The sequence below is a fragment of the Paenibacillus sp. FSL H7-0326 genome, from assembly GCF_001955535.1.
Taxonomy (GTDB): Bacteria; Bacillota; Bacilli; order Paenibacillales; family Paenibacillaceae; genus Paenibacillus; species Paenibacillus shunpengii.
In genome coordinates this window covers 1,481,085-1,506,686 of sequence record NZ_MPVN01000001.1, presented here as the reverse complement: position 1 = coordinate 1,506,686, position 25,602 = coordinate 1,481,085, and the positions used below count along the sequence as shown (strand labels likewise).

23 protein-coding genes are annotated in these 25,602 nt (G+C 46.3%); 19 read left to right on the top strand and 4 right to left on the bottom strand.

Annotated elements, in window-relative coordinates:
- Nucleotides 1–47: 47 nt before the first annotated feature.
- Nucleotides 48–962, bottom strand: coding sequence for a serine hydrolase domain-containing protein (locus BK126_RS07405; protein ID WP_076311958.1), 915 nt, complete (start codon nt 960–962; stop codon nt 48–50).
- Nucleotides 963–1,342: 380 nt separating this feature from the next.
- Here BK126_RS07405 and BK126_RS07400 point away from each other — a divergent pair, with 380 nt between their 5' ends.
- The 9 genes from BK126_RS07400 (at nt 1,343) to BK126_RS07360 (ending at nt 11,772) form a co-directional block, all read left to right on the top strand.
- On the top strand, nt 1,343–2,098 hold the full coding sequence (locus BK126_RS07400; RefSeq protein ID WP_076311957.1) for an alpha/beta hydrolase: 756 nt from the start codon (nt 1,343–1,345) through the stop codon (nt 2,096–2,098).
- Between the two features lie 35 nt (nt 2,099–2,133).
- Entirely contained in the window at nt 2,134–3,102 is a 969-nt protein-coding gene (locus BK126_RS07395; RefSeq protein ID WP_076311956.1) for an ABC transporter permease, read from the top strand.
- Between the two features lie 17 nt (nt 3,103–3,119).
- Nucleotides 3,120–4,022: a carbohydrate ABC transporter permease gene (locus BK126_RS07390; RefSeq protein ID WP_076311955.1), complete on the top strand. Its 903-nt coding sequence runs from the start codon at nt 3,120–3,122 to the stop codon at nt 4,020–4,022.
- A gap of 52 nt (nt 4,023–4,074) precedes the next feature.
- Entirely contained in the window at nt 4,075–5,667 is a 1,593-nt protein-coding gene (locus BK126_RS07385; protein ID WP_076311954.1) for an extracellular solute-binding protein, read from the top strand.
- Between the two features lie 53 nt (nt 5,668–5,720).
- Nucleotides 5,721–9,086 (top strand): amylo-alpha-1,6-glucosidase, encoded by a 3,366-nt coding sequence (locus tag BK126_RS07380; RefSeq protein ID WP_076311953.1) that lies wholly within the window; start codon nt 5,721–5,723, stop codon nt 9,084–9,086.
- A gap of 72 nt (nt 9,087–9,158) precedes the next feature.
- On the top strand, nt 9,159–10,124 hold the full coding sequence (locus BK126_RS07375) for a LacI family DNA-binding transcriptional regulator (protein ID WP_076311952.1): 966 nt from the start codon (nt 9,159–9,161) through the stop codon (nt 10,122–10,124).
- A 228-nt stretch (nt 10,125–10,352) separates the two neighbouring features.
- Nucleotides 10,353–10,772, top strand: coding sequence for an organic hydroperoxide resistance protein (locus tag BK126_RS07370; protein ID WP_076311951.1), 420 nt, complete (start codon nt 10,353–10,355; stop codon nt 10,770–10,772).
- A gap of 214 nt (nt 10,773–10,986) precedes the next feature.
- Nucleotides 10,987–11,262, top strand: coding sequence for a hypothetical protein (locus BK126_RS07365; protein ID WP_047912116.1), 276 nt, complete (start codon nt 10,987–10,989; stop codon nt 11,260–11,262).
- A gap of 96 nt (nt 11,263–11,358) precedes the next feature.
- The gene (locus BK126_RS07360) at nt 11,359–11,772 is read left to right on the top strand and encodes a thiol-disulfide oxidoreductase DCC family protein (RefSeq protein ID WP_076311949.1); all 414 of its coding nucleotides are present in this window, start codon (nt 11,359–11,361) and stop codon (nt 11,770–11,772) included.
- A gap of 130 nt (nt 11,773–11,902) precedes the next feature.
- Here BK126_RS07360 and BK126_RS07355 read toward each other — a convergent pair whose 3' ends face one another.
- Nucleotides 11,903–12,607: a thermonuclease family protein gene (locus BK126_RS07355; RefSeq protein ID WP_076312590.1), complete on the bottom strand. Its 705-nt coding sequence runs from the start codon at nt 12,605–12,607 to the stop codon at nt 11,903–11,905.
- A 258-nt stretch (nt 12,608–12,865) separates the two neighbouring features.
- Here BK126_RS07355 and BK126_RS07350 point away from each other — a divergent pair, with 258 nt between their 5' ends.
- The 10 genes from BK126_RS07350 (at nt 12,866) to BK126_RS07305 (ending at nt 23,836) form a co-directional block, all read left to right on the top strand.
- The gene (locus tag BK126_RS07350) at nt 12,866–14,077 is read left to right on the top strand and encodes a nucleotide-binding protein (protein ID WP_083655757.1); all 1,212 of its coding nucleotides are present in this window, start codon (nt 12,866–12,868) and stop codon (nt 14,075–14,077) included.
- On the top strand, nt 14,074–15,327 hold the full coding sequence (locus BK126_RS07345) for a TadA family conjugal transfer-associated ATPase (RefSeq protein WP_076311948.1): 1,254 nt from the start codon (nt 14,074–14,076) through the stop codon (nt 15,325–15,327). Before BK126_RS07350 ends, BK126_RS07345 begins: the two co-directional genes overlap by 4 nt.
- 8 nt (nt 15,328–15,335) lie before the next feature.
- Nucleotides 15,336–16,130 (top strand): type II secretion system F family protein, encoded by a 795-nt coding sequence (locus BK126_RS07340; RefSeq protein WP_076312588.1) that lies wholly within the window; start codon nt 15,336–15,338, stop codon nt 16,128–16,130.
- A gap of 12 nt (nt 16,131–16,142) precedes the next feature.
- Nucleotides 16,143–17,018 carry a type II secretion system F family protein gene (locus tag BK126_RS07335; RefSeq protein WP_076311947.1) on the top strand — a complete coding sequence of 292 codons (876 nt, stop codon included), beginning with the start codon at nt 16,143–16,145 and terminating at the stop codon, nt 17,016–17,018.
- A gap of 12 nt (nt 17,019–17,030) precedes the next feature.
- Nucleotides 17,031–17,216 (top strand): Flp1 family type IVb pilin, encoded by a 186-nt coding sequence (locus BK126_RS07330; RefSeq protein WP_076311946.1) that lies wholly within the window; start codon nt 17,031–17,033, stop codon nt 17,214–17,216.
- Nucleotides 17,203–17,874 (top strand): TadE family protein, encoded by a 672-nt coding sequence (locus BK126_RS07325; RefSeq protein ID WP_076311945.1) that lies wholly within the window; start codon nt 17,203–17,205, stop codon nt 17,872–17,874. Before BK126_RS07330 ends, BK126_RS07325 begins: the two co-directional genes overlap by 14 nt.
- A 2-nt stretch (nt 17,875–17,876) precedes the next feature.
- Nucleotides 17,877–20,093, top strand: a complete 2,217-nt coding sequence (locus BK126_RS07320) for a hypothetical protein (RefSeq protein WP_076311944.1) — start codon at nt 17,877–17,879, stop codon at nt 20,091–20,093.
- Between the two features lie 56 nt (nt 20,094–20,149).
- Nucleotides 20,150–21,187: a TadE/TadG family type IV pilus assembly protein gene (locus BK126_RS07315; RefSeq protein ID WP_083655756.1), complete on the top strand. Its 1,038-nt coding sequence runs from the start codon at nt 20,150–20,152 to the stop codon at nt 21,185–21,187.
- 16 nt (nt 21,188–21,203) lie between these two features.
- On the top strand, nt 21,204–21,749 hold the full coding sequence (locus BK126_RS07310; RefSeq protein WP_076311943.1) for an A24 family peptidase: 546 nt from the start codon (nt 21,204–21,206) through the stop codon (nt 21,747–21,749).
- 80 nt (nt 21,750–21,829) lie between these two features.
- The gene (locus BK126_RS07305; RefSeq protein WP_076311942.1) at nt 21,830–23,836 is read left to right on the top strand and encodes a DUF6382 and FHA domain-containing protein; all 2,007 of its coding nucleotides are present in this window, start codon (nt 21,830–21,832) and stop codon (nt 23,834–23,836) included.
- A gap of 1 nt (nt 23,837) precedes the next feature.
- Here the strand turns inward: BK126_RS07305 and BK126_RS07300 are convergent, their stop codons facing one another.
- Complete coding sequence (locus BK126_RS07300) at nt 23,838–24,740, bottom strand: TIGR01777 family oxidoreductase (RefSeq protein WP_076311941.1); 903 nt, start codon at nt 24,738–24,740, stop codon at nt 23,838–23,840.
- A 202-nt stretch (nt 24,741–24,942) separates the two neighbouring features.
- Nucleotides 24,943–25,413, bottom strand: coding sequence for a DUF2621 domain-containing protein (locus BK126_RS07295; protein WP_076311940.1), 471 nt, complete (start codon nt 25,411–25,413; stop codon nt 24,943–24,945).
- Nucleotides 25,414–25,602 lie beyond the last annotated feature (189 nt).

The window sequence follows — 25,602 nt, the reverse complement described above, 5'->3', positions numbered from 1 at the left end:
CGCAGTTTTCCTGCGTTAAGGGAGTTGGTTCAAGAGTGACAGGCGGCTTATTCTAAAATAGGCAGGACATCCTCCCACACTGCGTCAAGGATAGACTGTATACGATCTTCCTCACTGTTAACAGCAATCACGGCTCTCCGGTCCGGTATGATCACGAGCAGCTGGCCGTGTGCACCATCCCCTCGATATGCTCCGTGAGAACACATCCAAAACTGACAGCCATAGCCGAGCGACCAGTCTCCTTCGCCGACAGAATCAATATGCTTGCGAGTCGCAAATTGAATCCATTCTGCAGGCACCAGCTGCTTGCCCTCGTAAGCCCCCTCATCCAGCAGCATTTGGCCGAATCTGCTTAATTCTTCGGTGCTGATCACGAGGCCTGCACATCCCAAAGTGACCCCGAGAGGCGAGGTTTCCCATTCCACATGATGTATACCCAGAGGATCAAACAAGCGGGAGTTCAAATAACGGTGGACCGTCTCACCGACGGCTGCCTGAATCAACGCCGAGATCATGAAGGTATCGCCGCTGCTGTAAGTAAACTGTTTGCCGGGAGGGCGGTTCAGCGGCAGGGACAAATAGTATTTTGCCCAATCCTTCTCCGTCAGTGACTGCCGCTCCGGCAGCCATAGCGGTGGAGAGTCGTGTCCCGAAGACATCCGTAACAAATCATAAAGGGTGAGCTCATCCGGAGAAGGAAGCTGCGGATCCTGAGAGCGGTAAGTGGTGTTGTAGTTGAAAAATTCACCGAGCTTTGTATCCAGTGTGAGCTTTCCTTCCTCGATGGCAAGACCAGCGGCCATGCATGTAAATGATTTGCTGATTGAATGCTGCTGACGACGCATGTCTTGATCACGGTTCCATTCTCCAACCAGCCCGCCATCCTGCAGCACACGAATCGAAAAGACATTTAAGTCTTGTAATCTAATCTTCTTCTCAAAGCCGCTCAATGTACGTATCATAGTTTCCTCCATTCCTAATTCGCCAGCATGGATCTGACACAGGTTTCAGTACAAGTCATAGCTTCGAAACGTTTAGAACAGGGAATTAATTTCATAAATCAGCTTAAGGGAGATTAGGAGATTGATTCCAGTCCTCTGAATATCGTGAAATATGGTATTACAGGCTCATTTGAAAGTCAATATCTTCAGCTGTGCTTTTTAGAGATCGGTAAAAAACCATGTAAACTGCATTGACAATCTTCAAGAGAAGAGCTTATGATAGGAATCGAAACGATTCGAAGAAAGCGATTCCAAATGACTTTATCATCGAAAAACAGAGGAATAACCGTAGAATAGTATGGTGAAACGATTCGAAAAAGTGGATCGGAAAGGAGATTTTTATGGCCTATATAGCAGTAGAGACAGGTTCGCCGACGCTCCGTATGACGACAAGCATCCATGTCATCTCTCCAACAGAATATGGGGAACGACCGAGTTGTACGCTTTATTTGCTCCACGGTGCAGGAGATAATGCGAGCACTTGGCATCGTATGACCACAATGGAGACGTATGCGCAGAAATATGGATGCACAGTCATCATGCCGGAGGCCAATCGAAGCTACTACACCGATATGGCGTATGGACTCGATTATTTTTATTACATCACGGAGGAGCTGCCCAGGACTTGTGCCAATCTCATCCACATGAACCAGGATCCCGAACTGACTTATGTCGCAGGATTGTCGATGGGAGGATACGGAGCACTTAAATGCGGGCTGACTTATCCAGAACGTTACCGTAAAGTCGTTTCATTTTCAGGGGTGACGGATATCCAGCAGAGACTGCACAGAAGTGACATGACCACTGACTTGATCAAGGAGATGCAAGGGGTATTCGGCACAAATCTGGAGGTACAGCCGCATGAAGATTTGTATGCGCTTGCCCGGGCTAGGGCTGAAGAAGGGACCCGTCTTCCATCCATACTTTGCTGCTGCGGGAGTGACGATCCGTTTATAGACATGAATCGAGAATTTGCCGCTTCTATGAATCATTCAACTTATAAATTCAAGTATGTAGAGAGCCCGGGAGCTCATGACTGGTCTTTCTGGGAAAGGCATTTAAGTACTGCTTTTGAATTTCTTTTTGAAGAAGCTTAAGAAGATTAGATCAATGAAGAGTGAGGAGATGCAAATTGAAACCAGCTGCTCTAGAGTCTGGGTCTGGTAAAAAAGTAAAGCCAGATCCAACCAGAAGCCGAAGACTGTTCTCAGAGATCTGGAAACACCGTATGACTTATACTCTGCTCATACCAGGGTTAATCTGGCTCATCCTGTTTGCTTATCTGCCGATGGGCGGGTTATCGCTCGCATTCAAGGAATATAAAGCGAACCTGGGCATATGGGGAAGTCCTTGGGTCGGCTTCGAGAATTTTGAATACGTGTTCAGAGACCCTGCCTTTATTGATGCGGTATGGCGAACGTTATATATCAACATTTTGAAGCTGGTCGTCCAGTTCCCGTTTCCGATATTGCTGGCACTGATGCTGAATGAGCTTCGGATGCGAAGAACGAAAAAATTATTCCAGACCGTATTTACGTTTCCGCACTTCCTGTCCTGGATTATCGTCTCGGGGATTGTCATCAATGTCCTCGCTTACGATGGACTGGTGAACAGTGCGCTTGCATTAGTCGGCCTGCCAACGATTAATTTCCTGGGATCAGAGGATACCTTCGTGCCGATGCTCCTGCTCACAGATATTTGGAAATCAACAGGCTGGGGGGCCATCATCTATCTGGCGGCCATATCAGGAATTGATCAGGATCAGTACGAGTCAGCTCAGATTGACGGTGCCTCAAGACTGCAGCAGATGTTCCGGATTACGCTGCCGAATATTCTTCCGACGATTACAGTCATGTTCATCTTGAATGTCGGCGGGCTGATGTCTTCCGGTTTTGATCAGATCTTCAACCTTGCGAATGCAGCGACACAGAATGTGTCCGAAGTCCTTGATGTCTATATTTATCGGATCACCTTCCAGTCCTCGACGGACTTTTCATTCTCGACTGCAGTCAGCCTGTTCCGCTCACTTGTGAACATGTTCCTCTTGCTGGCAGCGGACCGGGTAGCTAAGAAGCTGGGTGGAGACGGGTTGTTCCGATAGGAGAGGAGAATAAACTGATGAGCACGATAGCTAGAAAAAAACCAAAGTTCCTGAGCAATAAAATGACGTTTATCGATTATTTTATCCTTTTCGTTCTAAGTGTGATGGCGCTGCTGATCTTAATTCCTTTTTGGAATGTCATTATGATCTCGTTCGCAACGCCGAAGGAGTATGCGGAGAATCCGCTGCTCATGTTTCCTAAAGAGTTCACATTTGATTCTTATACAGCACTCTTTGCTGATGGGAGTATCCTGACCGGATATTGGAATACAACCAAGCTGCTTGTGATTGGGCTGCCACTCAGCTTGTTTTTAACGACAAGCATGGCTTATGGCCTTAGCCGCAATAAATTTCCGGGCAAGAAGCTGATCTTCTTCCTTGTTCTTTTTACGATGATTTTTAATGGAGGCATTGTACCTCTCTATCTTGTCATGAAATCACTGCATCTGACAGGGACATTAATGTCCGTCATTCTTGCAGGCAGCTTCAGTGCCTTTAATATGATCCTGATGATGAATTACTTTCATAGCCTGCCGGAATCACTGATGGAATCAGCCAGGCTCGATGGTGCCGGTGAATGGAGAATTTTGTTCTCGGTTGTACTTCCCCTTGCTGCACCGATCATAGCAACGATTACTTTGTTCTATGGTGTAGCGTATTGGAACAGCTGGTATGACGCCATGATCTTCCTGAGGAGACAGGATCAGCTGCCGCTGCAAAATGTGCTGAGGGCCATTATCGTGGAATCCTCGACCAATGCGTCGAATGCATCGAGTGTGGAGGCGGTAGGAAAGAACTCGTTCTCTACGGGAATGAAGATGGCCGCTGTCGTTGTGACCATGGTTCCGATTATGTGCTTCTTCCCGCTGCTTCAGAAGCATTTTGCCAAAGGGGTACTAACAGGGGCAATCAAGACCTGATCATACATTGATATTTTTCATTCAGCTTCTATATCAAACATGGGGGTATAACATGAAAACAAATCAGAAGAAATTGTTGAAATCTGCACTGGTAACCGTCATGTCGCTTGTTCTGCTTGTCATGACAGCTTGTTCTAACGGAGGCGCATCCGGTGGCAACGAAAAGGATGAGAATGGAAACTATGTGGACAAAATGACGGTTTCCGTAGCCAGTACAATTCAATTGAAGGAAGGGCAGCTGGACAATGAATTCCATCAGTTTTGGATGGATAAGTACAACATCGACTGGGAGTACAACTTTATTGAGTGGGATTCCTGGGGGGAGAAGCTTCGTCTATGGATCAACTCCGGTGACCTGCCAGATGTAGCGACATGGAACTACGTGCATGGGGATGCGATGAATTATATCGATCAAGGACTGCTGTATGAATTCCCAGAAGATTGGAAAGAGCGCTGGCCCAACGTGGCAGCAGCCTATGAGCTGACCGGCCTTGGTGAGCAGCTGGAGGAGCTGACTGGCGGTACGTATTTGCTGCCACGACCCGTGTACTACGAGAACAAGCCGGCAGATCCGCTGGTCAACCAAATCGGCGTTATTGCACTTCGGAAGGACTGGGCTGATGCAGTAGGGTTTGAGCTGAAGGATGCTTACACTACGGGTGAGCTTATGGAATACGCAAGACTTGTGAAAGAGCAGGATCCAGGCAATGTAGGTTCTAATCTGGTGCCCTTGTCCTTTAATGCGGATGATGCACTGACGAACATGATCATGCCGAACAGTGCGCATTCACGAGTAGAGTCTGCTTTCTACAAAGGCGAGGATGGGAAGTATCACTGGGGAGCTGCTGATGAAGAGACGCTTACAGGTCTTAAGCTGATGCAGGAGGCATATAAAGAAGGCTTGCTCAACCCTGAGTTCTATACGTGGAAGAACAGTGAAGGCAGCGACAACTTCAGAGTAAGCGGAACCGCTGCTGTGACAAGTCTTGGCGGTCTAGCTTCTTATAGACAAGACGTCGACACCGCTATGAGAAAGAACCTGGGCGTAGAGAGTGATGAGCTTGTTCATACCGCAATCGTACTGGGTGATGACGGTAAATACCGCAATCTGGAGCAGGCCAATTTCTGGTCCGCACTGATCTTCTCTCCGGATATTGATGATGCCAAGTTTGAACGCATTATGGATATGCTCGATTATACGACCAGTGAGGAAGGACAGCTGATCCTTAACATGGGATTTGAAGGAACGGATTGGGAGTATGACGAGAATGGCAATCTGAAGAGCCTGCTGGAGAATGGAACAAGTCTGGAGGATAAATATCCGAGCCGGTTTGAAGGGTTGTATCTGCTCGGCGACGACTTCAGCATGATTAACCCTGCCATTAAAGAAGATTACCGTGAGAGAGCTCTCACTCATTACCAGAACAAGGCGAAGCTTGGTGAAGAAGGCGGCGCACTCGCGGAGTATGACTGGACTGTGCAGCTGTACGATTCCAAAGCGAAGAATCAAGCCTCCTTCGACTATGCGACAGAGTATACGAATCTGATCCTTAAGGAAGGCGACCTGGAAGCGAACTGGAGAGCATGGGTAGAGAGCAAAATGTCGCTTGTACAGCCTGTGCTGGATGAGCTGAATGCGCTGTAGGGTGGAAATACATCAGTATATAGAGAGAGTGGACAGGAGGAACACACTTACACATGACGACATTGACAAATGCGAGAAGAAGAGTGCAGGCCGGCGATTTGTCCTTTACTTTTTGGGATAGCGGAGATTTATTTCAAGCGGTAAGCGGCAAGGTGATGATCAATCAGCTGATGCTGAGCCCCTTAGACGGTTCACTGAACAATATTTACCTGCGTATTCATTCTGAAAATGGTATTGAGGCGTACCCTTTATTGGGTATCCACTCGGATAGCCATGTTTATCAAAAAGGGAATTGTCTAGAATGGACAGGAACTGTGCGAAGCATCGCTTATACAGTAACCTTTGCTCCGACAGATCAAGGTGTGTGGTTCTGGGAAGTAACACTTCAAGGTGAAGAGCAGAAGGTGGATGTGATCTACGGCCAGGACGTTGGAATTGCCGATACGGGAGCTGTACGCAGCAATGAGGCCTACTTGTCTCAATACATTGACCATACCGTATTTGAAGATGCCGAGAAGGGGTATGTCGTATGCTCCCGGCAAAATCAGCCGCAAGGCGGAACTTTCCCATATCTTCAGCAAGGATCCTTGACGGGTGCAGCAGGCTACTCGACAGACGGTTTCCAGTTCTATGGACTTACTTATAAAGAGACGAATATACCCGAAGCACTGCAGAACAAGACACTTGCCAATGAAGTATATCAGTATGAATTCGCATATACAGCTCTGCAATCCGAGCAGACGGTGCTTGCGGGCGAAGCTTCATTCGTATTTTATGGACTGTTCCGGCCTCATCACGAACAAGCCATTACCGAACTGGAATACAAAGAAGTGGTAGATGATGCCTGGAATACTTTTAAATCTCATAAAAGAAGGAATGAAAAGTCTTCAGCTCATAAACTGCCAGACACTTACTATAAGCCGCAGATTGGTAAGACACTCGCCGGACGCTCCTTGACTGATGAGGAAGTAGATCAGCTGTTCCCTGCCGCTGGGCGGCATGAGGTAGAGTATAAGGATGGGCAATTGCTTGCATTCTTCACAGATACCTACGAGCATGTGGTGCTAAAAAGCAAGGAAATGCTGGTCGAGCGCCCTCACGGTCATATTCTGATGAGCGGGAACAATGTGAAGCTTGGAGCAGAAGTGTTAACTACAACGTCTTATATGTATGGAATATTCAATTCCCATGTTGTTGTGGGCAACACGAACTTCAACAAGCTCATGAGCAATTCACGCAGCGCATTGAATATTCCGAAGACATCGGGACAACGGATATATATAGAGTTAGACGGCGAGTATCGTTTATTAACGATGGCTTCACTGTTTGAAATCGGATTTAACTACGTTCGATGGTATTATAAATTGAAGGATGATATGCTCGTTATCACGAATTTTACATCAGTGGACCGTCCAGAGGTTCAGCTTCAGGTTCGTTCTGAGAGCGGGAACAGCTATCGGTATTTGGTATCCAATCAGATGACGATGAACGTAAATGAGTATGAAGTGCCTGTGCACTATTCAGAGAAGGAAGGCAAGCTGATAATTAAGGCGGATTCCTCTGCGGTAAGTCATGAAGTGTATCCTGAGCTGTCTTATACCATGTGGATGGATGGGGCGGAGCTTCAGGTTCATGACGAGACTTGTCTGGCTGAAGGAATCGTACGGGGTGATGCTTCTCTCACTGTTCTGCAAATTTCGGCTAGTCATAGCTGGACCTTAACGATGCAGGGATTGCTGGACGGCAAGTCACTACCCTCGATTACTCCTGATTTTATGGAAGAGAAAGAGAAGTATCGTGAATTTTTCCGCAGTGTCATGAATGGGTTTCATCTAAAATTCCCTGATTCAGAGCGGTCTGAAGCGTTATTCAAAGTGAATTCACTTGCCTGGTGGTATACGCATAATATGCTGGTTCACTATTCGGTTCCGCACGGACTTGAGCAATACGGAGGTGCCGCATGGGGGACGAGGGACGTATGCCAAGGTCCTGTGGAATATTTCATGGCAACACAGAAGTATGAACAAGTTCGTGACATTCTTAAAATGGTATATGCCCATCAATATGAGGATGACGGTAATTGGCCGCAGTGGTTCATGTTTGACCAATATAACCAAATCCAGCAGGAAGAAAGTCATGGCGACATAATCGTATGGCCGCTCAAAGTGCTCAGTGATTATCTAAATGCGACACAAGATTACGGTATTCTGGATGAACGGGTTCCGTACACGTTAAAGCACAGCTTTGATTTTACTGAAGATACCTCTACCATTCTGGAGCATGTTCAGAAAGAAATCGGTTATATCCAGAGTCATTTCCTGCATGATACGTACCTATCGTCCTATGGAGACGGAGATTGGGATGATACGCTGCAGCCGGCTAATGCCCAGCTCAAGCAATACATGGTCAGCAGCTGGACAGTAGCTCTTACTTATCAAACGCTTCGACAGCTGTCACAGGCGATGAAGTCTGTTCAGAGTACCCTTGCACAAGAGCTTCTGAACCTATCCGAAGGTATTAAGCGTGACTTCCAGAAGTACATGCTAAATACGAATGTCATACCGGGCTTCATCTATATGGAGAATCTAGAGGATATAAAGCCTATGCTCCATCCTTCCGATGAGGAGACGGGGATTCAGTATCGTCTGCTTCCGATGACGAGAAGCATGATTGCTGAACTGCTCAGTCCGGAGCAGGCCAAGTCCCATTACGAATTGATAAAAACACGTTTATTTTGTCCGGATGGCGTAAGACTGATGAACAGACCTGCCGTGTATGCCGGAGGGGTGAGCACACATTTCAAACGGGCTGAGCAGGCGTCCAACTTCGGGCGTGAAGTCGGTCTGCAGTATGTACATGCCCATATAAGGTACGTTGAGGCGATGGCCAAGCTGGGCTATAAGGATGAGGTGTGGAGCGGTCTTGGTTTAATTAATCCGATTGGTATCACCAAAGTGGTTCCAAATGCGGAGCTGCGGCAAAGCAATGCTTATTTTAGCAGCTCTGATGGTAAATTCAGCAACCGATATGAAGCTCAGGAACGCTTCGATGAGCTTAGAGCTGGAAAAGTCAAAGTAAAGGGCGGATGGAGAATATACTCCAGCGGTCCGGGAATTTATATGAACCAGCTCATTTCAAATGCGCTCGGTATACGCCAGGACGAGCAGGATCTGATAATTGACCCCGTGCTGCCGTCTGACCTGGATGGTATGGAGTTTGATTTTGAAATAGCGGGCAAAAGAGTAACTTTTGTGTATCATCTTGGCGATCATCAATCTGCACGAATTGTTATAAATGGCAGGGACGCTGAATTGAATCGAGAAGATCATCCCTATCGGGATGGCGGGGTTCGCATTGAACGCCATGTGCTGGATAGCGAGCTGAATCAGCAGCTGAATGTAATAGATGTTTATATGTAAATTTCTTATCTTTATCAAAGATAGCTATAAGCAAATAACAAGGCTTGGTTACAAATGAGGGAGCGAGGACTATTGGTCAGTATTAAGGACATTGCCAAAAAAGCCGGGGTTTCTATTTCTACGGTCTCTTATGCCCTTAATGGGAGCAACAAGGTGACGGACGAAACAAGCTCTAAAATTCTGGCCATTGCCAAAGAATTGAATTATGTGCCGAATGCGGCAGCACGTAATTTGAAAAAGCGGGAGACAAAAATCGTTGGTGTATTTCTAACGGACTTCCGTGGAGACGTATATGGTGATCTTCTTCATGGGATGAAGGAAATCAGTAACTTACAGGGATATGATCTGATTGTATGCAGCGGCGAACAATCTCACAAAATGCTGCCAGAGCGCATGATCGATGGTGCGATTATATTGGATCAGATGTTTGCCAGCGAGGAACTGCTGAAATATGCGGATTTGGGTCATAAGATCGTTGTGCTGGACCGCGAGCTCGATCATCCGAACATTAACCAGGTGCTCCTGGATAACAAAGCAGGCGCTACCCTGGCGATGGAGCATCTGATCGAACTCGGACATAAGAAAATATATGTCGTGACCGGTCCGGAAGGCTCTTACGATTCCATGCAGCGGATGAAAGCAGTGCGTATGGTCTCGGAGCGCTCTCATGATGTGGAATGTATCGAGATCAGCGGCAACTTCGAGAAGACCGGAGGAGAGAAGGCCGCTGAACAAATTATTGCTGAATACAAAGAGCCGGTTGCTGTGTTCTGTCTAAATGATGAGATGGCCATCGGATTATGGAATCGAATTTCGGAAACGGATCTGAAGATCGGTGAGCATATCCATCTGATCGGGTTTGATAATATTGAGCTGGCAGGCTATATGCAGCCACGATTATCTACTATTAACTACTCTAAGCAAAAATGGGGAGCTCTCGCTGCGGAGCAGCTCCTTAAGCTGCTCTCCGGAGATATGGTGGAGAATGAGCGGATATACGTAACTTTGGTGAAAGGAGCGTCTGCTAAGCGGGTGTGATCAAGAGTTATCGTGCATGCTCGTATGTTTAATTTCTGCGGAACAAGGTTAAGAAAAAAGCATAGGCAAGCGGATGCTGCAACAGGTGCTGCATCAGATACAGCATATGATATTGCATCAAGAGGATATGCAGCTTGCTATGGTTCGCTCTTGCCTTCCTGTTATGAATAACAGAGCAAAGAGCAGTGCACGATAATCCAAGATTACAGATGAGAAGGAGCGATTATAATGGAAGCATTGTATACAGCAACAGCGACAGTACGTGGTGGCAGAGACGGTAAATTCGAAACATCGGATGGTGTATTGCGTCATGACTTGTCAACTCCGAAGGAGCTCGGAGGTGCAGGCGGTAACGCAACGAATCCGGAGCAGCTGTTCGCAGCTGGATATGGAGCATGCTATGAGAGCGCCCTTTCCAACATCGCCCGCAAAGAAGGCGTGAAGCTCAGTGATGTTGAAGTAACCAGCAACGTTATGATCGGTAAGGACCCGCAGGATGACGGATTCCAGCTCGCGGTTCGTCTGGATGTCAAAATTCCGGGTATAGACCGCGCACAGGCAGAGGAACTGGCGAAAAAAGCGCATGAGTTCTGTCCTTACTCCAAAGCGACACGTGGTAATATTCCGGTTGAGCTTAATGTAATTTAAGGTCGATCTGATCTCGTTTAAAATGCCGGGCTCTTGCATAAACGCTGGAGTTCCCGGCTTTTTTAATGATTATATTTCTGAAAATTTTCAGATAATAGGAAGGTTTATTCATTTTTCGTGTATAGGGATTTGACATCAGGGTTAAAATTCTTTAATATGACTAAGTACTAATGCGCTACGTGGCATGAATAAATTTGAAATCACAGGTGATTACATGTCTTATAGACCACAGATTGTAGACTTAACAACTGCCAGCCGAAATGAAGAAGCCGGACTTTACGAGTTTACAATGAAGCTCGCGGACGGAACACTGTGCCGTGTATTCTATTCCCGTGATCCGGAATGGAAAATGACAAGCATCAGCCGTCTTCAGAAGACACCTTGTCCGGTATGCCGCAAAGACTTTATCTGCAAGTGCATGGAGAAGTTTGCAGGCGAGATTCATGAGCAAATTCAGGATAATCAATTGATCGAACAAGCGACGAAGTAAGAAGCAGATTCGATGATGAGCGACTAGGAAGAGCATCCTAGCGCTTTTTTTCTATATATGTGATATGCATTCATTATAATCCGGGAGAGATGAAGGATGCAGAATTATAGCGACAAGCATATCGTCCTCATTGATGGTGTGTGTCATTTGTGCCAGGGTATAACGAAATGGATTATTCAGCGGGATTCGGAAGGTGTATTCTACTTTGCTTCGCTTCAATCTGAAGTCGGAAGACGTTTACTGGAGCAGGGCGGATTATCCGTGGATGCCATGGATACCTTTGTATATATTGAAAAAGGAGTATATCACACGCGCTCAACAGCTGCGCTGAAGGTAGCTCGAAGATTGAAGTTTCCATATTACTTGGCTTATGGCTTCATAGTTGTACCAAATTTTATTCGAGACATTATGTATAATTTCATTGCCCGCAATCGCTATCGCTGGTTCGGACGAGATGGGGAAGATGCCTGTATGCTGCCGACACCGGAGATTCGGGAACGTTTCTTATAAGTAATAAGCATAAAATATGATTTTAGCCGCCTTTCAGTATAATGGAAAGGCGGCTTTTTGAATGCGTATATTGCTAGAGCTGTGAATGCTGCCAAAGAGGCTGGATGCTCCAGCCGGCGTATCCACAGGATTATTTTTTGGGTGCACGAAAACCGGCCAGTTCAGCCTCTTCCTCTGTACAGAACCATTCCTCGGGTATGGTTTTAGTATATTGAGGGGATTCCTTGGTGTGATATATTTTTTCTCCACTGGAGTTGATATTGCCCTTGATGGTACAGGAACGATCCGGCTGTTGACTAGAATTGCCATTAGCTGCAATGTTGTCTTTCGTACCTGGTACCGTCTCAGATTCATATTCGTCCTTGTGGAAACCGTCCTCCTGGACGTAATTTTCGTATTCCCATATACCGATGGCTGCACGCTGACTTTCTTTCTGTATGGCTTCGAACTGATCCACATATCGCACATTTGGCGGATAAATATAGGCGACTCTTGCATAGCCTTTTTCAAGCAATGATTCCTGAAGCATGACACCATCGACGTATACATAAGCAAGCAGTCTAGAATATTTGTCCCGGTTCTGCCCAATGTCAAACTCCAGCTCGATCTTGTCAGCTTGTTCAAGTACCTGTTTGGTATACTCTTTCGCTTCAATGCCGAGAGGCTGAACACCGAGCTTCGGATGAGAGGTCTCCGGGGTATCCACGAGCAGCATACGAACAGATTGGCTCTTGCCTTCGTAGATGACTTTGAATGTATCTCCATCTACGGCTCGATCCAGTGTAACGGGTACCCTGGGAAATTCATGCTCATCTTGCTGCGTACAGCCTATCATAATTACAAAGAGGCATAGAATGCTTAAGATTGCCCACTTCTTCGACACATTGATCACTCCATTCTAAGGTGTTGTTATGTAGGCAGCAGGCATTTCAATAGTGTACTATATAAGATGAGAAAAGGGAACGGATGTTTGATTCCGTAATAAATAATCATAAAATGTGCTTGCTCAGCATGGAATATTATGCTAATCTAGCATTAAATTAAACAGCACGTGACGGAAGCACCGTCCATTATACCGTAGGAGATACGGGAAATGGACGGTGCTTTTTTTTCGTTGTGCTGGAAGGGAGAGATGCATCTGATCATAAGGAAGATTGTACTGGCAAGCAGAACGCGTGAGTACGTAGATGCGGTGCTCGATTACGTGCAAGGAAGTGAATATTCAAGGAAGTTTCATGTAACGGCCTTCTCGCAACCGGAAGCGATGATGAGATATATGAATGAACAGACTCGTGCATCGATGCCGGATTTAATCGTTGGTGAATTGGAATTTATAGAGCTAATGCGGGATGGATTAGATCAAGCGCGTGTCCCGATCCTATTGCTGGCAGAGCAGGATTCACCTGACGGAGATCTGCCCCTCGTGATGAAGTACCAGCCCTTATCTGCTCTGCTTGGAGCCTTGGAAGAAGCTGTTTCAAGCTCAGGCAACGTTCGTTTAGTCAGCAGATCCGGAGAGGAGTCATTGGTGATTGGGGTCACGTCGGCTTCCGGGGGCTGCGGCAAAACGACAGTTGCTTTAAACCTTGCGAAGCAGCTAGGCCGTGCGGGGTATTCGGTATTTTATTTGAACCTGGAAACACTCGACAGCACCAAGCCGTTTCTTCAGACAAGCCTTCAGGCGGGAAGCGAGGAAGAGCTGGGAGAAGCCTTTTCCAGACTTATGTATCTTATCAGAGCACGGCGTTCAGGAGGAAAGGCTTCGGAACAGAGAATTGATGTCAGATCCTATGTCATGTGGAATGAACAGATTAAATCCCATTATTTCTACCCGGCCAGGAATCGGAATGAGCTGCGCCAGCTCACAAAGTCGGATGTGCACGCACTATTAGAAGTGCTGATTGCATCAGAGCATTATCAATATATCATTACTGACCATGACTCGGTATGGGATGAGAGAGCAGAGGCCTTAATGGATAGATCCCATCTGTTGATCTGGCTTCTGTCTGATGATATCCATACGCTGGCTAAGGCTTCGGCGTGGATGAAATATCAAGAGCAGCTTGATCCGATAAGGACGGGGCAGATTCAGGAGAAGTCCACTTATGTCATTAATCGGTATACGGGAACGGTTGTAAATACGATGCCTGATGAATATATGCATACCGGCTTATATTTGCCATATATTCCATCGTGGAAGCAGATGAAAGAGCCGGAATTGCTGCTCGGGTCACCGATTTATCAAAAAGAAATGCGAAGATTATGCGATGCTGCCGGAATGCTGCAGAAGGAATATTCGCCATGATGGATACTTCGTTTAGAGAACTTAGGAATTCTATTCGTTCGACGCTTGATGTTACTTCTGCGGCAGGTGACTCGGAGCTGATGGAGCATATTGAGGCAAGGGTATTCCGCCATTCCGGGCTCCTTCATCTAACCTCCGGTGAGAAACATGCTCTCATCCGAAGGCTGTATGATTCCTTTCGCGGACTTGATGTGCTTCAGCCGCTGATCGATAATCCCCATATTACAGAAATTATGATTAACGGTCATACGGAGATATTCATTGAAGAAAGGGGGGAAGTGCGCCAGGCACCTGTCACGTTTGAATCGGAAGAGAGGCTGCAGGATATCATCCAGACGATCGTCTCCGGAGTCAACAGAATCGTGAATGAATCCTCACCCATAGTGGATGCCAGGCTAAAGGACGGCTCAAGGGTGAATATCGTGCTGCCGCCAGTTGCGTTAAAGGGACCCACGATGACAATCCGTAAATTTCCGGACAAGCCAATGACAATGGAGGATCTTGTTCGAATAAGAGCCATTAGCGATGAAGCGGCGGAGCTGCTCCGCAAGCTTGTTCGAAGCAAATACAACATGTTTATCAGTGGAGGCACGGGCTCAGGGAAGACAACCTTTCTTAATGCATTGTCTCAGTTCATCCCTCCGGATGAAAGAATCATTACGATTGAAGATTCAGCAGAGCTTCAGATCGTTACTGTTCCGAATCTGGTATCGCTGGAGACCCGAAATGCAAATACGGAGGGAAAAGGAGAAATTTCCATTCGGGATTTAATCCGCTCCTCTCTGCGAATGCGTCCTAACCGAATCATTGTCGGTGAGGTTCGGGGAAGTGAGGCGCTGGATATGCTGCAGGCCATGAACACCGGGCATGAAGGATCACTGTCCACGGGCCATGCAAACAGTATTCCGGATATGATCTCACGACTGGAAACGATGGTGCTCAGCGGAGCTGACTTACCCGTTGCAGTTGTTAGACAGCAGATCGCATCTGCCATTGATATTGTTATTCATCTATCACGTCTCAGGGACCGCTCTAGACGAGTGACAGAGATTAGTGAGGTTGTTGGCTTGAAGGATGGGGAAATACAGCTGAATTGTTTGTACCGTTTCCAGGAGCAGAATGAAGTAGATGGACATATTATAGGCCAGCTTGCACGTTCGGCTGGAGTTCTTGTCCATCAAGATAAACTCAAGGCAGCAGGAATTCAAGAACCTTCTCTTGAGGCAGAGAATGAGGTGAGGAACGCTTGAATCATCAAATGGGAGCCGCGAGGGTGACAGCGAAGACGGCGAATGCTTCGGCTCATCAGAAGCTTCCGCGCTATATGGAGCACAATCTGTCCTATCGACAGAGAGCTGGCTGTATCGCGGCAAGTGCAGTTCTGTTTTTCGGGATAGGCTATCTGTTTTACCATCACTGGGCTCTCGGTTTGCTCCTGTCATCCGCAGCTCTTCTCACACCGAAATACTATAATGTCTATCTGCTCAACAAGAGAAGAGAGGCGCTTAGTCTTCATTTTAAACAGGCGCTGTATTCCTTATCCTCATCTCTTGCCGCAGGGAAGTCAGTTGAGAATGCCTTTCGCGAGGCGGTGCATGATCTACGAATGCTGGACCCTCAAGCAGACCACGATCTCATTAAAGAGCTGATGATCATATGTACTAGAATGGAATACGGCGAGCCTATTGAAGATGCGTTAAGAGACTTCGCTGACCGGGCCCAGATGGAGGATATCACGAATTTCGCAGATGTATTTGTTACTTGCAAACGTACGGGCGGTGACTTGGTTGAAGTTGTGCGCCGAACCTCATCCGTCATCGGAGAGAAGCTGGATATCAAGCAGGAAATCGCTGTAACTATTTCGCAGAAGAAGTTTGAATCCAAGGCCATGTTTGCAGCACCCTTCTTATTTTTGATTTTTTTAAGTCTGACTTCACCTGATTTCCTGACACCACTCTATACCGGGGCTGGATATATCATATCGAGTATTGCACTTCTTATTCTATTTGGCTGCTTCATCTGGGTTCAGCGAATTATGGATGTAAGAGTGTAGGGAGATTGAACCATGATTATTGTATGCAGTGTTCTTACTGTCGTTGTACTCGCTCTAGGCTGGATTATCTTTAACAAACGGGCAGGCTCGAGATACCGCGTATTGGATTCTATTGAAATGCAAGGTATGCGGTTTCGAAGACTTCATGCTCCTTTTCTAGAGTTGATAGAGAAGCTGCAGTTAACCAGAAAGCTGCCCATGCTGGTGTACCGGATACAGCACTCGGTACAAAGAGTCTATGGACTGAAGCATAGCAATGAGAAGACCTTACTGTTCATTGCTGAAATGCTCGTTTATAGCTGGCTGTCTCTGATCGCTGGGGCTCTCCTCACTCTAGTGCTGGAGGGAGATCCTTTGGGTCTCATCGCCGGAGCATTGCTTGCAGGCGTAATTCCGTTTGCCCAAATGAAGGATCTGCATCACAAGGTTAAGCTGCGGGAGCAGGATATCTTAATGGAGCTTCCAGAATTTCTGAACAAAATTGTCCTGCTCGTTAGCGCCGGCGAAACGGTGCAAAGAGCGATTTTACATTGCACGGAACGAAAGAAAGGATCTGCTCACCCGCTCTATATCGAGCTGGGTCAGATGGTGGGAGAGTGGAACAACGGGTACTCTTTTCAACAGGCATTTGAGCAGTTTAGCAAACGTTGTGGAGTGCAGGAGGTTTCCATATTTACCACGACCGTACTTCTCAATTTTAGACGAGGCGGGGGAGATTTTGTCCTCTCGCTCCGTGATCTATCCAGAGTGCTGTGGGACAAGCGTAAATCACTCAGCAGAACACGTGGTGAACAAGCTTCTTCCAAGCTTGTATTTCCAATGGTGGTGATCTTTTTGGTCATTGTTGTTATGGTTGGAGCTCCGTCATTTATGATGATGAATTTATAGGGGGATACGATAATGTTAGCATTATTCAAGCGCAAACTGACAGATTTTTGGAACGAAGAGGATGGGCTAGGGACACTTGAGATGATCCTCATTATAGGTGTGATCTTGATCGTAGCTCTTATTTTTAAGGATCAGATTCAGGCTTTGGTTGAGAATTTGCTTGAGAGTGTTACGAGCAAAAGTAATGAATTCTTCTAAAGGCTGCGGCCATCTGAAAGGAGAGGAGGGGAGCTTCACGATTGAAGCTTCTCTCGTATTTCCCGTCATTCTGTTGTCGTTATGTGTACTCATGTTTTTTTGTGTGCTGCTGTACCAGAAATCAGCACTTCTGCAGTATGCTTCAGCAGCGTCAGAACGTGCCTCATACAGCTGGGATAACAGTCATAAGGACGCTAAGACTGGATCCTACCCGGAAGGGGAAACCGATCCTCTGTATTGGCGTTTTGCTGACGATCATATGATTGGCGCGCTATTCGGTTCAGCCAGCGGTGGTCAAATTACAACAATGGAGCTCCCTGGAGGAGCTGAAAGTGAAGAGCTGCCAATGAAGAAGCTGAGTCAATCCGGTGCAGCTCTGCCTGTGTTGTACAGTGGTCAGATGGAATACGCGAATCAGATGCTCGACCGTCAAGTGTGGACCAAGCTGAACCAAAATGTGAGGCTGCCTATGCTCGATTTTTTATTCTCAGGTGATCCACGGATACAACATTCAGGCAAATCCACGGTTGTAGAACCTGATGAATTCATTCGAAATGTCGAGCTTATGCGGTATTACGGAGCGAGATTTTCAGGGATGGGTACACCAGGTGATCCTTCGGAGATCGCACAGGTTTTGCAAAAATTTGCTGGGATGTGAACATGTTGTTTAGACGAGGTGAATCTGAGTCCGGAGCGGTGACTATATTTTTGGCAATGGTTCTTGCCGTCGTGTTCTTGTTTGTTGCTGTATTTGTTGATTATGCCCGGATTGCTGCGATGAAAGTACAGGCTGAGAGACTAGCACATGCTGCGGCTCGGTCCGTGATGTCCTCTTATATTCCAGAGCTTCAGCAAAGATACGGACTGTTCGCACATGAGGGGGAGCAGGGGGACTATGTTCTTGCGAAAGTATTAAATGACAGTACGAAGCCTACACCGCATGCGGAAGGGTTTCCTTTAATCGGTATGGAGGTGGTTCAATCTGGACTTTCTCTTGAGCGGGAGCTTGGACAATTCGAGAACTTCAATCAGCAAATTCAAGAGGAGATGAAATATAAGGCACCGGTAGACTTCATGGTGGAGGCCGTGTCCAGATTCAAACCGTTATCAGCTGAAATGAAGCAGGCTGCGCATTCGGTGGATGTCCTGCGGAAGCTCCAGAAGCTGTATGACAAGCGTGAACGTCTGCTTGAAGAGGCTATCCATAAACGGAGGGAAGCCGCAAAAACGGCTCTAACCTTGGCCGAATTGGTGATGGATCCGCCAAGTACTTACTTTAGTGACAGTCCGCTGGGAGGGACTATGAGAAGCGCAGCGGATGCCGCAGCAAAATACCGTGATTATTACTCAAAATACATGGAAGATGAGGCCAGAGAACCGCTTGACCGAATCTATATATTTGAGCTCAGCGAATATCGATCAGATGTGAATCGGATTGTGACAAGTATTAATCGTGAGAATCAGGAAGCTCTCAATAAACATGAGCAGGCGTTAAGTCAAGCGAATGATCGAATCGAAGAAGCCAAGAGTATAAATGAACAGATGAAGCAGGTCATTAAAGAAGGTGAGATGAGAGCCGCTAATGCCGCTTACGATAAAGTTGGCAAGGCCAAGACACCGGGAGCAGGAGCTTCACCCTCCGGTGTTGGCAGCTTCGGTGATGATCTTCGTAAGCAGACGGACCAGTTAGTCCGGAAGGACTCGGAGTTCACTGAGTTTATAAGTAGTCATGCCGACCAGCTAGGAGATTATAAGACGGCTCACCAAGCGATTTCTACCTCCGCCACCTCAATTAGTCAACTGAGCGATGGAGAATCTCATCGTAAAAGACAGTATGTCCTGACTGCGAACCGTCAAATCCAGCAATATATCACGAGGTATACTGCAGCCGGCGGAGGAAATGTGATTGATCAGGCAGCGAAGCAGATCGACGATTACCATTCCGCAGACAAGGAAAGAGCGAAGGTGGACAAGCAGTCAGAACAGAAACTGAAGGAAGCACAGAACAGAATCAAGCTTCTGGTGGCTACAGCCGGAATTGAGAAGGCGACAGAGCAATTCAAGCAGCTGGAAGGATATTATAACGAAAACATTAGCTTTAATCAGAACCAGGCAAGCGGCGCAGATTCTTCAGAGAAGCAAATTGCAACGGATCCCTATGATGCCGGAGGTGAAGCGATGGCAGATATGGATCAATTATTCGGAGGAATGTCGAATCTCCTTGATGTAATAAGTGATGAGCTTTATCAGAATGAGTACGCTATGCATTACTTCAAATCAGTCAATTTATCGTTGATTGCTGGCAGTAATATGAATAATAGCACGATGAGCCCAGAAACGTTTTTTCTTCCGGAAAGTCAGGAGCTGGAGTACATCATTTATGGATTTCACAATGCATACGGGAATATAGTCGCTGCTTATACCGAGGTATTTACGATTCGGCTAGCGATTAGAACAATGGAGGGACTGGTGGAGAACAGCAAGCTTGGAAATCCACTGCTCGTATTATCCAAAGCTATTCTGCATGGTCTGACGGAAGCCCTCGCTGATATGCAAAAGATGGCGGACGATGGTCGAGTAGAGCTGTCCAAGTATGCGAAGCAGATCTCCATTACATATAGAGATCATCTTCGATTGTTTTTATTGGCACACAGCAATAACGATAAGAAGCTGTCTCGTATGAGTGCGATTATTCGTCTGAACACCAAGATCGACCTTAACAAGACTTACACGTATGCAGCTAGCCAGGCTGAAATGAAAATGAGGCTGTGGTTTCTGCCTGGCATAATGAGCGCACTAGGAACCGTGAGTGGCAGCGCCGATCGAATAGAGGATGGACACATTTACGTTTCACTCCAGTCAGACTATGCTTATTAACTTAATCGCTGCTTCATAACTGCTTCATAACCATAGGAATTAGGGGTTTGACGATTATGATAAATGCATGGAAGAGTCGAGGGTCTAAGCTGAAACCCGAGGATGATATTGTCCAGCGTGTTGGAAAGGATCATGTCAGTGATGATCAAGACAGAAATGACCGAGGCAGCATTGTTGTTGAAGCTTCTTTAGTTCTACCTGTTTTTATATTTTTTATTGTGTTCTTGATCTACTTTGTTCAGATGACATTGTTCTCAACCGCATTGCAGACAGCAGCTTCCGAGACTGTCAAAAAAATATCATCACATATCTATCCTGTAGCCATTGCCATCGAATCTGCAGGCTCAGTAGATTCAGGCTTAGGAGAGGTTCTGCCCGGAGACTCAACTACCGAAGGACTCATGCCCAAGCTGTCATTGACGGATTGGGTGACTGAATATGCAGCCACGCTGCCTGACCCGATCGGATCATGGGCTTCCATGGCCGCTTCCAGTGGACAAGAGCCGCTGGATCATCTCCAGACTTCCATATCGGAGGCAGTTCTAGATCCAGTTATTAAACCATTAATTCAACCGGTAATTGAGAATACGATACTGGAATACGATTCTCTGCATGTGAATGGAGTAGATATTCCTAATCTTCAGGACAAGTCCAATCCTTATTTTGGTATAGAGCTTACCTACGAATTACCGATCAAAGTTCCTTTTCTGAATAAGAGCTTGAGGGTTCAAGCAGGTGCAACGGAAAGGGTCTGGATTGGAGCTACAGACGAAGAGAATAAGGGGACGAATGGGGATAGCGGTACTAAAGGCAGTGTAGAGATTATTGCCAAGCCGAATCCCGCTTATGTAGCCGGTCAAGCGACGATACGTGCCAAAATAACACCGGGCGCCTCAGCCAACCTATCTGTCTTTTACAAGACAGGAGAAAGTACAGCGCAGCATGTGGGCTGGGCTACAGCGGACGAGAATGGATACGTGGAATGGACATGGTTTGTAGGAACGAGAACAACACCTGGGACATGGCCATTTGTGATCGAAACTAGTGACGGTGCAAGAATTGAAGTTATGTTTGATGTTGTCAAGAGATCATGATAAGAGAGGATTAGCAATGGAGATCGCTTACATCGCTTGCGGAGGTTTTGTTATTGCGGCGTTTATAACGGATATTCGGTCAATGCGGATACCTAATATATTGACGATATCTTCAATACTGAGCGGCTTGATCGTACATATAATCATGGGAGGCCTTGCAGGCTTTAGCACGGCGGCTATTGGCTTTGGAGCGGGCTTCGGACTCATGATGATATTGTACGTTCTAGGTGCGGTAGGGGCAGGAGATGTTAAGATTTTTGGAGGTATAGGAGCATGGACGGGGGTCTTGTTCACAATGCAAGTCATGCTGTATTCCATCCTTATATCTGGCGCTATTGGTTTTCTGATCTTGATGTGGAGAAGAGAATTTGTAATCAGAATGAGAAGAAGCCTCGACTTCTTAATGTTCGGACAGAAATATAAGCGGTCCGTTTATGACGGCAAGACGGAAAACGCTGGCGTTATAAAGACCAACAGGGCGGAGGCATCGCTTCGATTTCCCTTTATGCTTGCTGTACTTCCCGGCGCAATCATTGCTTATATACAAAGTTTTCATTACTAGAATTAATTTCATCATACCTTTAGCTCTTAAATAAAGGGTATACACATCAAAATGCTCAGCGGAAATGAAGGAGAGGTGCCATGAAGGGGCTATCCAGAGATTTTATACATAATGATAGAGTGTTAATGATCGTAGAGAAGCAGGGAGGCATGGCAAGCAGCGACTTGAGCCAGGTTCAAGTAAACATGATCATGCATAACGAGATTCCAGGTCACTTGAGAATGCAGATTAGAGATATCGATGGCACGATCACATTCAGCTATGATATTACAGGACGTAAAATGCTCTCTCACTTGGTGAAAAGTGAAAGGGTAACACTTTCTGCATTTTATCATTTGCTGTTACAGATCACGCATACTTTGATCGACAGTCGTTTGTACATGCTGGATGAACGTCAATTCCTGCTGCATGAGGATTATATGTTTATGGAAGGTGAACTGGAAGAGGGGAAGATCAAGATTTGCTATGTGCCCTTTCAAGCACAGCCTGATCAGGAGAAGGTCTCCGAACAGCTGTACCAGCTGATCGTTAGATTAATGCCTTATGTTACAGAATTAAAGGGGAACGGACTGCAAAATGTGCTGCAATTATGTGCCGCTGATCATTTTAGCCTGTCTGCATTAAACGAGCTGCTGCTTGAATTGATGACAGAGCATTCGTTAGGCGGCACATCTCAAGTGCATGACATGCGTAATTTACAGAGCTTTCAAGCAGCTGATCATTATTCGGCAAGAGCAAGCATTTCTTCAGTACGACAAGCAAGCGGCTACCAAGGTCAGGGCTCTGAAGCAAGCAGACTAGAGTCGACACACGGCTCACATACACGGAGCGCTAAAGGGCAAGCCCCACAAGCACAGAGCCTGCGAGAAATACGTCCAATGTCACACACTATAGTGTCACATCAAGGAAATTCTCAATCAGAGCATCTTAATGCTCTATTTCAACATACTGATCATGCTTTTGCACTGCCTAAACAGTCACATGATCCACAGGACCATGCATTTGAGCAGCGGGAGAAGATGCAGGCACATAAGTCTGCTAGTTCAAATGAGCAGGATATGAGGCTGCCTTTGGATGGTTCGCTAGCTGCAGGTGGCTCTATTTTTGCAGCATTTGATACGCCAGCCTATGAAGAGAAGGATAACGATCCGTTCTCAATATCAGACGTGGATGAGGTGAAGAAGCCTGTGAATCCAATGTACTACTGGCTTGGTTGTCTGCTCGCTTCATCGGTTGTTTGGAGGTTTATTTACATGGATCGGCCCACTTCTACGGGATTAATCCTATGTACGTTGATTACCATCGTATTCATCCTTCTGGCTTATTTATTTGCTAAAGGGATTCGTCTGCCATTTACAGTAAAATCTTCAGAGGTCGATACAGGAGATCCTTCGTCCACAAGATCAGCATCAAAGGACTGGTTTGCCGTTAAGAAGAAGGGGGACTCTCGCGAGTGGTGGCGATGGAATAAGGGGGGAAGTCTGGTAGCGGATGCCGGCCTCGGGCCTGTGAATGCATTAGCGAATGAGCCGGCATTATTTGAAACTTCGAAAGACACAATTCATAGCCAATTCAATGTGCATCAAACCGCGATGGATCATTTAAATGTAGCTGTAGAAGAAGCTAGTGAAGGCTCTGATACCAGCTACTATGATTCGCTGAAGCATAACACCCAGATCCTCTCTGCCGCAAAAGTACAAGCCACGGTACTTTTATCTGAGATGGGGCAGGAGGCGGCAGGCTCAAGTACGTCGAATGAAAGTATAGCTTATCTGGAACGCTGCTCACCAGAAGGGAATGTAGACACAATCCCTGTTGGCAGAGGCAGCTTCATTATCGGAAGGTCTAATGACGTCGCAAGCTATGTCGAAGCAGGAACAGGTGCTTCCCGTGCTCATGTAGAGATTAGCAGATCGGATTCAGGTTACGTCCTCAAAGATTTAAATTCAGTGAACGGGACTCTTTTTCAGGATGAAGCAATGGTCCCCTACAAAGAATACATTCTCCAAGATGGAGACAGCTTCGTAATAGCCAGGGCAAAGTATACTTTTCATCTGAGGATGTCGCATCATAAAAATTCCAGCTAAGTTAACCTCGTAACTCATGCGTAATGGCCTCAGAGAGCTCGGGATATTTGAATGTAAACTGGTAATTCTGTGCCTTCTCTGGCAGGACTTTCTGTCCTTTAAGTATAAGGACAGACATTTCACCCAGGACTGTCTTTAGTACAAAGGAAGGCACAGGGAACCAGTGGGGCCGATGGAGAACTTGCCCGATCATTTTGCCGAACTCATCATTGTTGACCGGATGAGGAGTGGTAGCATTCAGTGGGCCGGAAACTTGCTCCTGCTGAACCGCAAAATCAATCAATCGCACCATATCCGCAATATGAATCCAGGACATGTACTGTCTTCCACTGCCAATCGGTCCGCCTACGCCTAGCTTATACGGAAGCTGCATGAGTGGAAAGGCGCCTTTACTGCCTAACACAAGACCGGTTCTTACAATAACTAATCTGGAATAGTTCAATCTCTGTTTGGCTGCATTCTCCCATTGAACGCACACCTCAGATAAGAAATCTACAGGCTCAATTAAGGAGGCTTCCGTATATATTTCTGTATCTGAGGTTCCATATATGCCGATCGCGGAGGATTGCACGATAACCTTCGGCTTGTATTCCAATCGATCTAACACATCAGCCAATTGGTGAACCGAATCCAGTCGAGACTGAAGAATCCTCTGCTTGGCTTTGTCGGTCCAGCGCTGGTTCAGACTTTCTCCGGCCAAATTAACGACTCCGTCCAAGGACTCCAGTGTGCTGGGGTCCTTTTTGATCTGCTCCCAAGTGACATAAGAAATTCCACGGTTCGCAGAATCTCTTGCCTTATCAGCATTACGGGTAATGATCATAACCTGATGGCCTTGTTCTTGCCATAGATTGGCGAGATGGCTTCCTATGAATCCTGTTCCTCCACTGATTGCATACTTCATGGCCTTTCGTCCCCCTGACATAGAAAAAAGACAAACCTCTGCATCAGGGTTCCCTTGGACTCATTGCTAATAAACCCAAGACAACCTTATACAGAGGCTGACGGTTGTTTAAGAAATATTACCTTATTCCATTAAAATGAGAACCAACAAGCGTGTAGATGATTGAAAATTTCATGTAATCTCCATAATTATTGCTCACACTTTATTTATTCATTAAATGTTTGTATGGCTGATAATCGATCTGCTTCTTGTCGAGAAAATGAACCAGAAATTTATTGTCTCTGGAAGGTGTCGCCACAATATATCCCTTGATGCAGTGATCACGAGTAACTTCGGAAGCACCGCTCTCCAAAGCGATCTTTCCAATCTCGGCGGCAATCGAGTGCTTCGCGATATCCCGGAAGGGGCCAGGAACCGGCTGTACCAGCTCGTCCAAGAATGCCTTGGCATCCTCTGTCCACAAGTGCCGGCTTGACTCGACCCAGTGGTTCTGCCAGTCCAGCTTAGATTTACCGTCGGCCTTTGGAAGCACCTTCAGAAATTTGCGAAACATAAAAAATCCGCCAATAACCATAGAACCTAACAGGACAAAGGTCCAAAATGCAATGGAGTTCATGAACCAGTTGCTGGGGGCAGACCGTGTTAACAAATTATTTAACAAGAGAATGTCCATATGCTTCACCTCTAACTTTTAATAGAATAAGAGACAGGCCGCAGAAATGAGAACGAACACGATATAAAATAAAGCTAGCAGGTTTAAAATGACATAAATATGTGAATCCATTTCATAACTCATCAAAAAATGCAGATATCAATTCTACATAAGAGCAGTCAAAGTATTGTGAAATAGATTCAGGTAAAT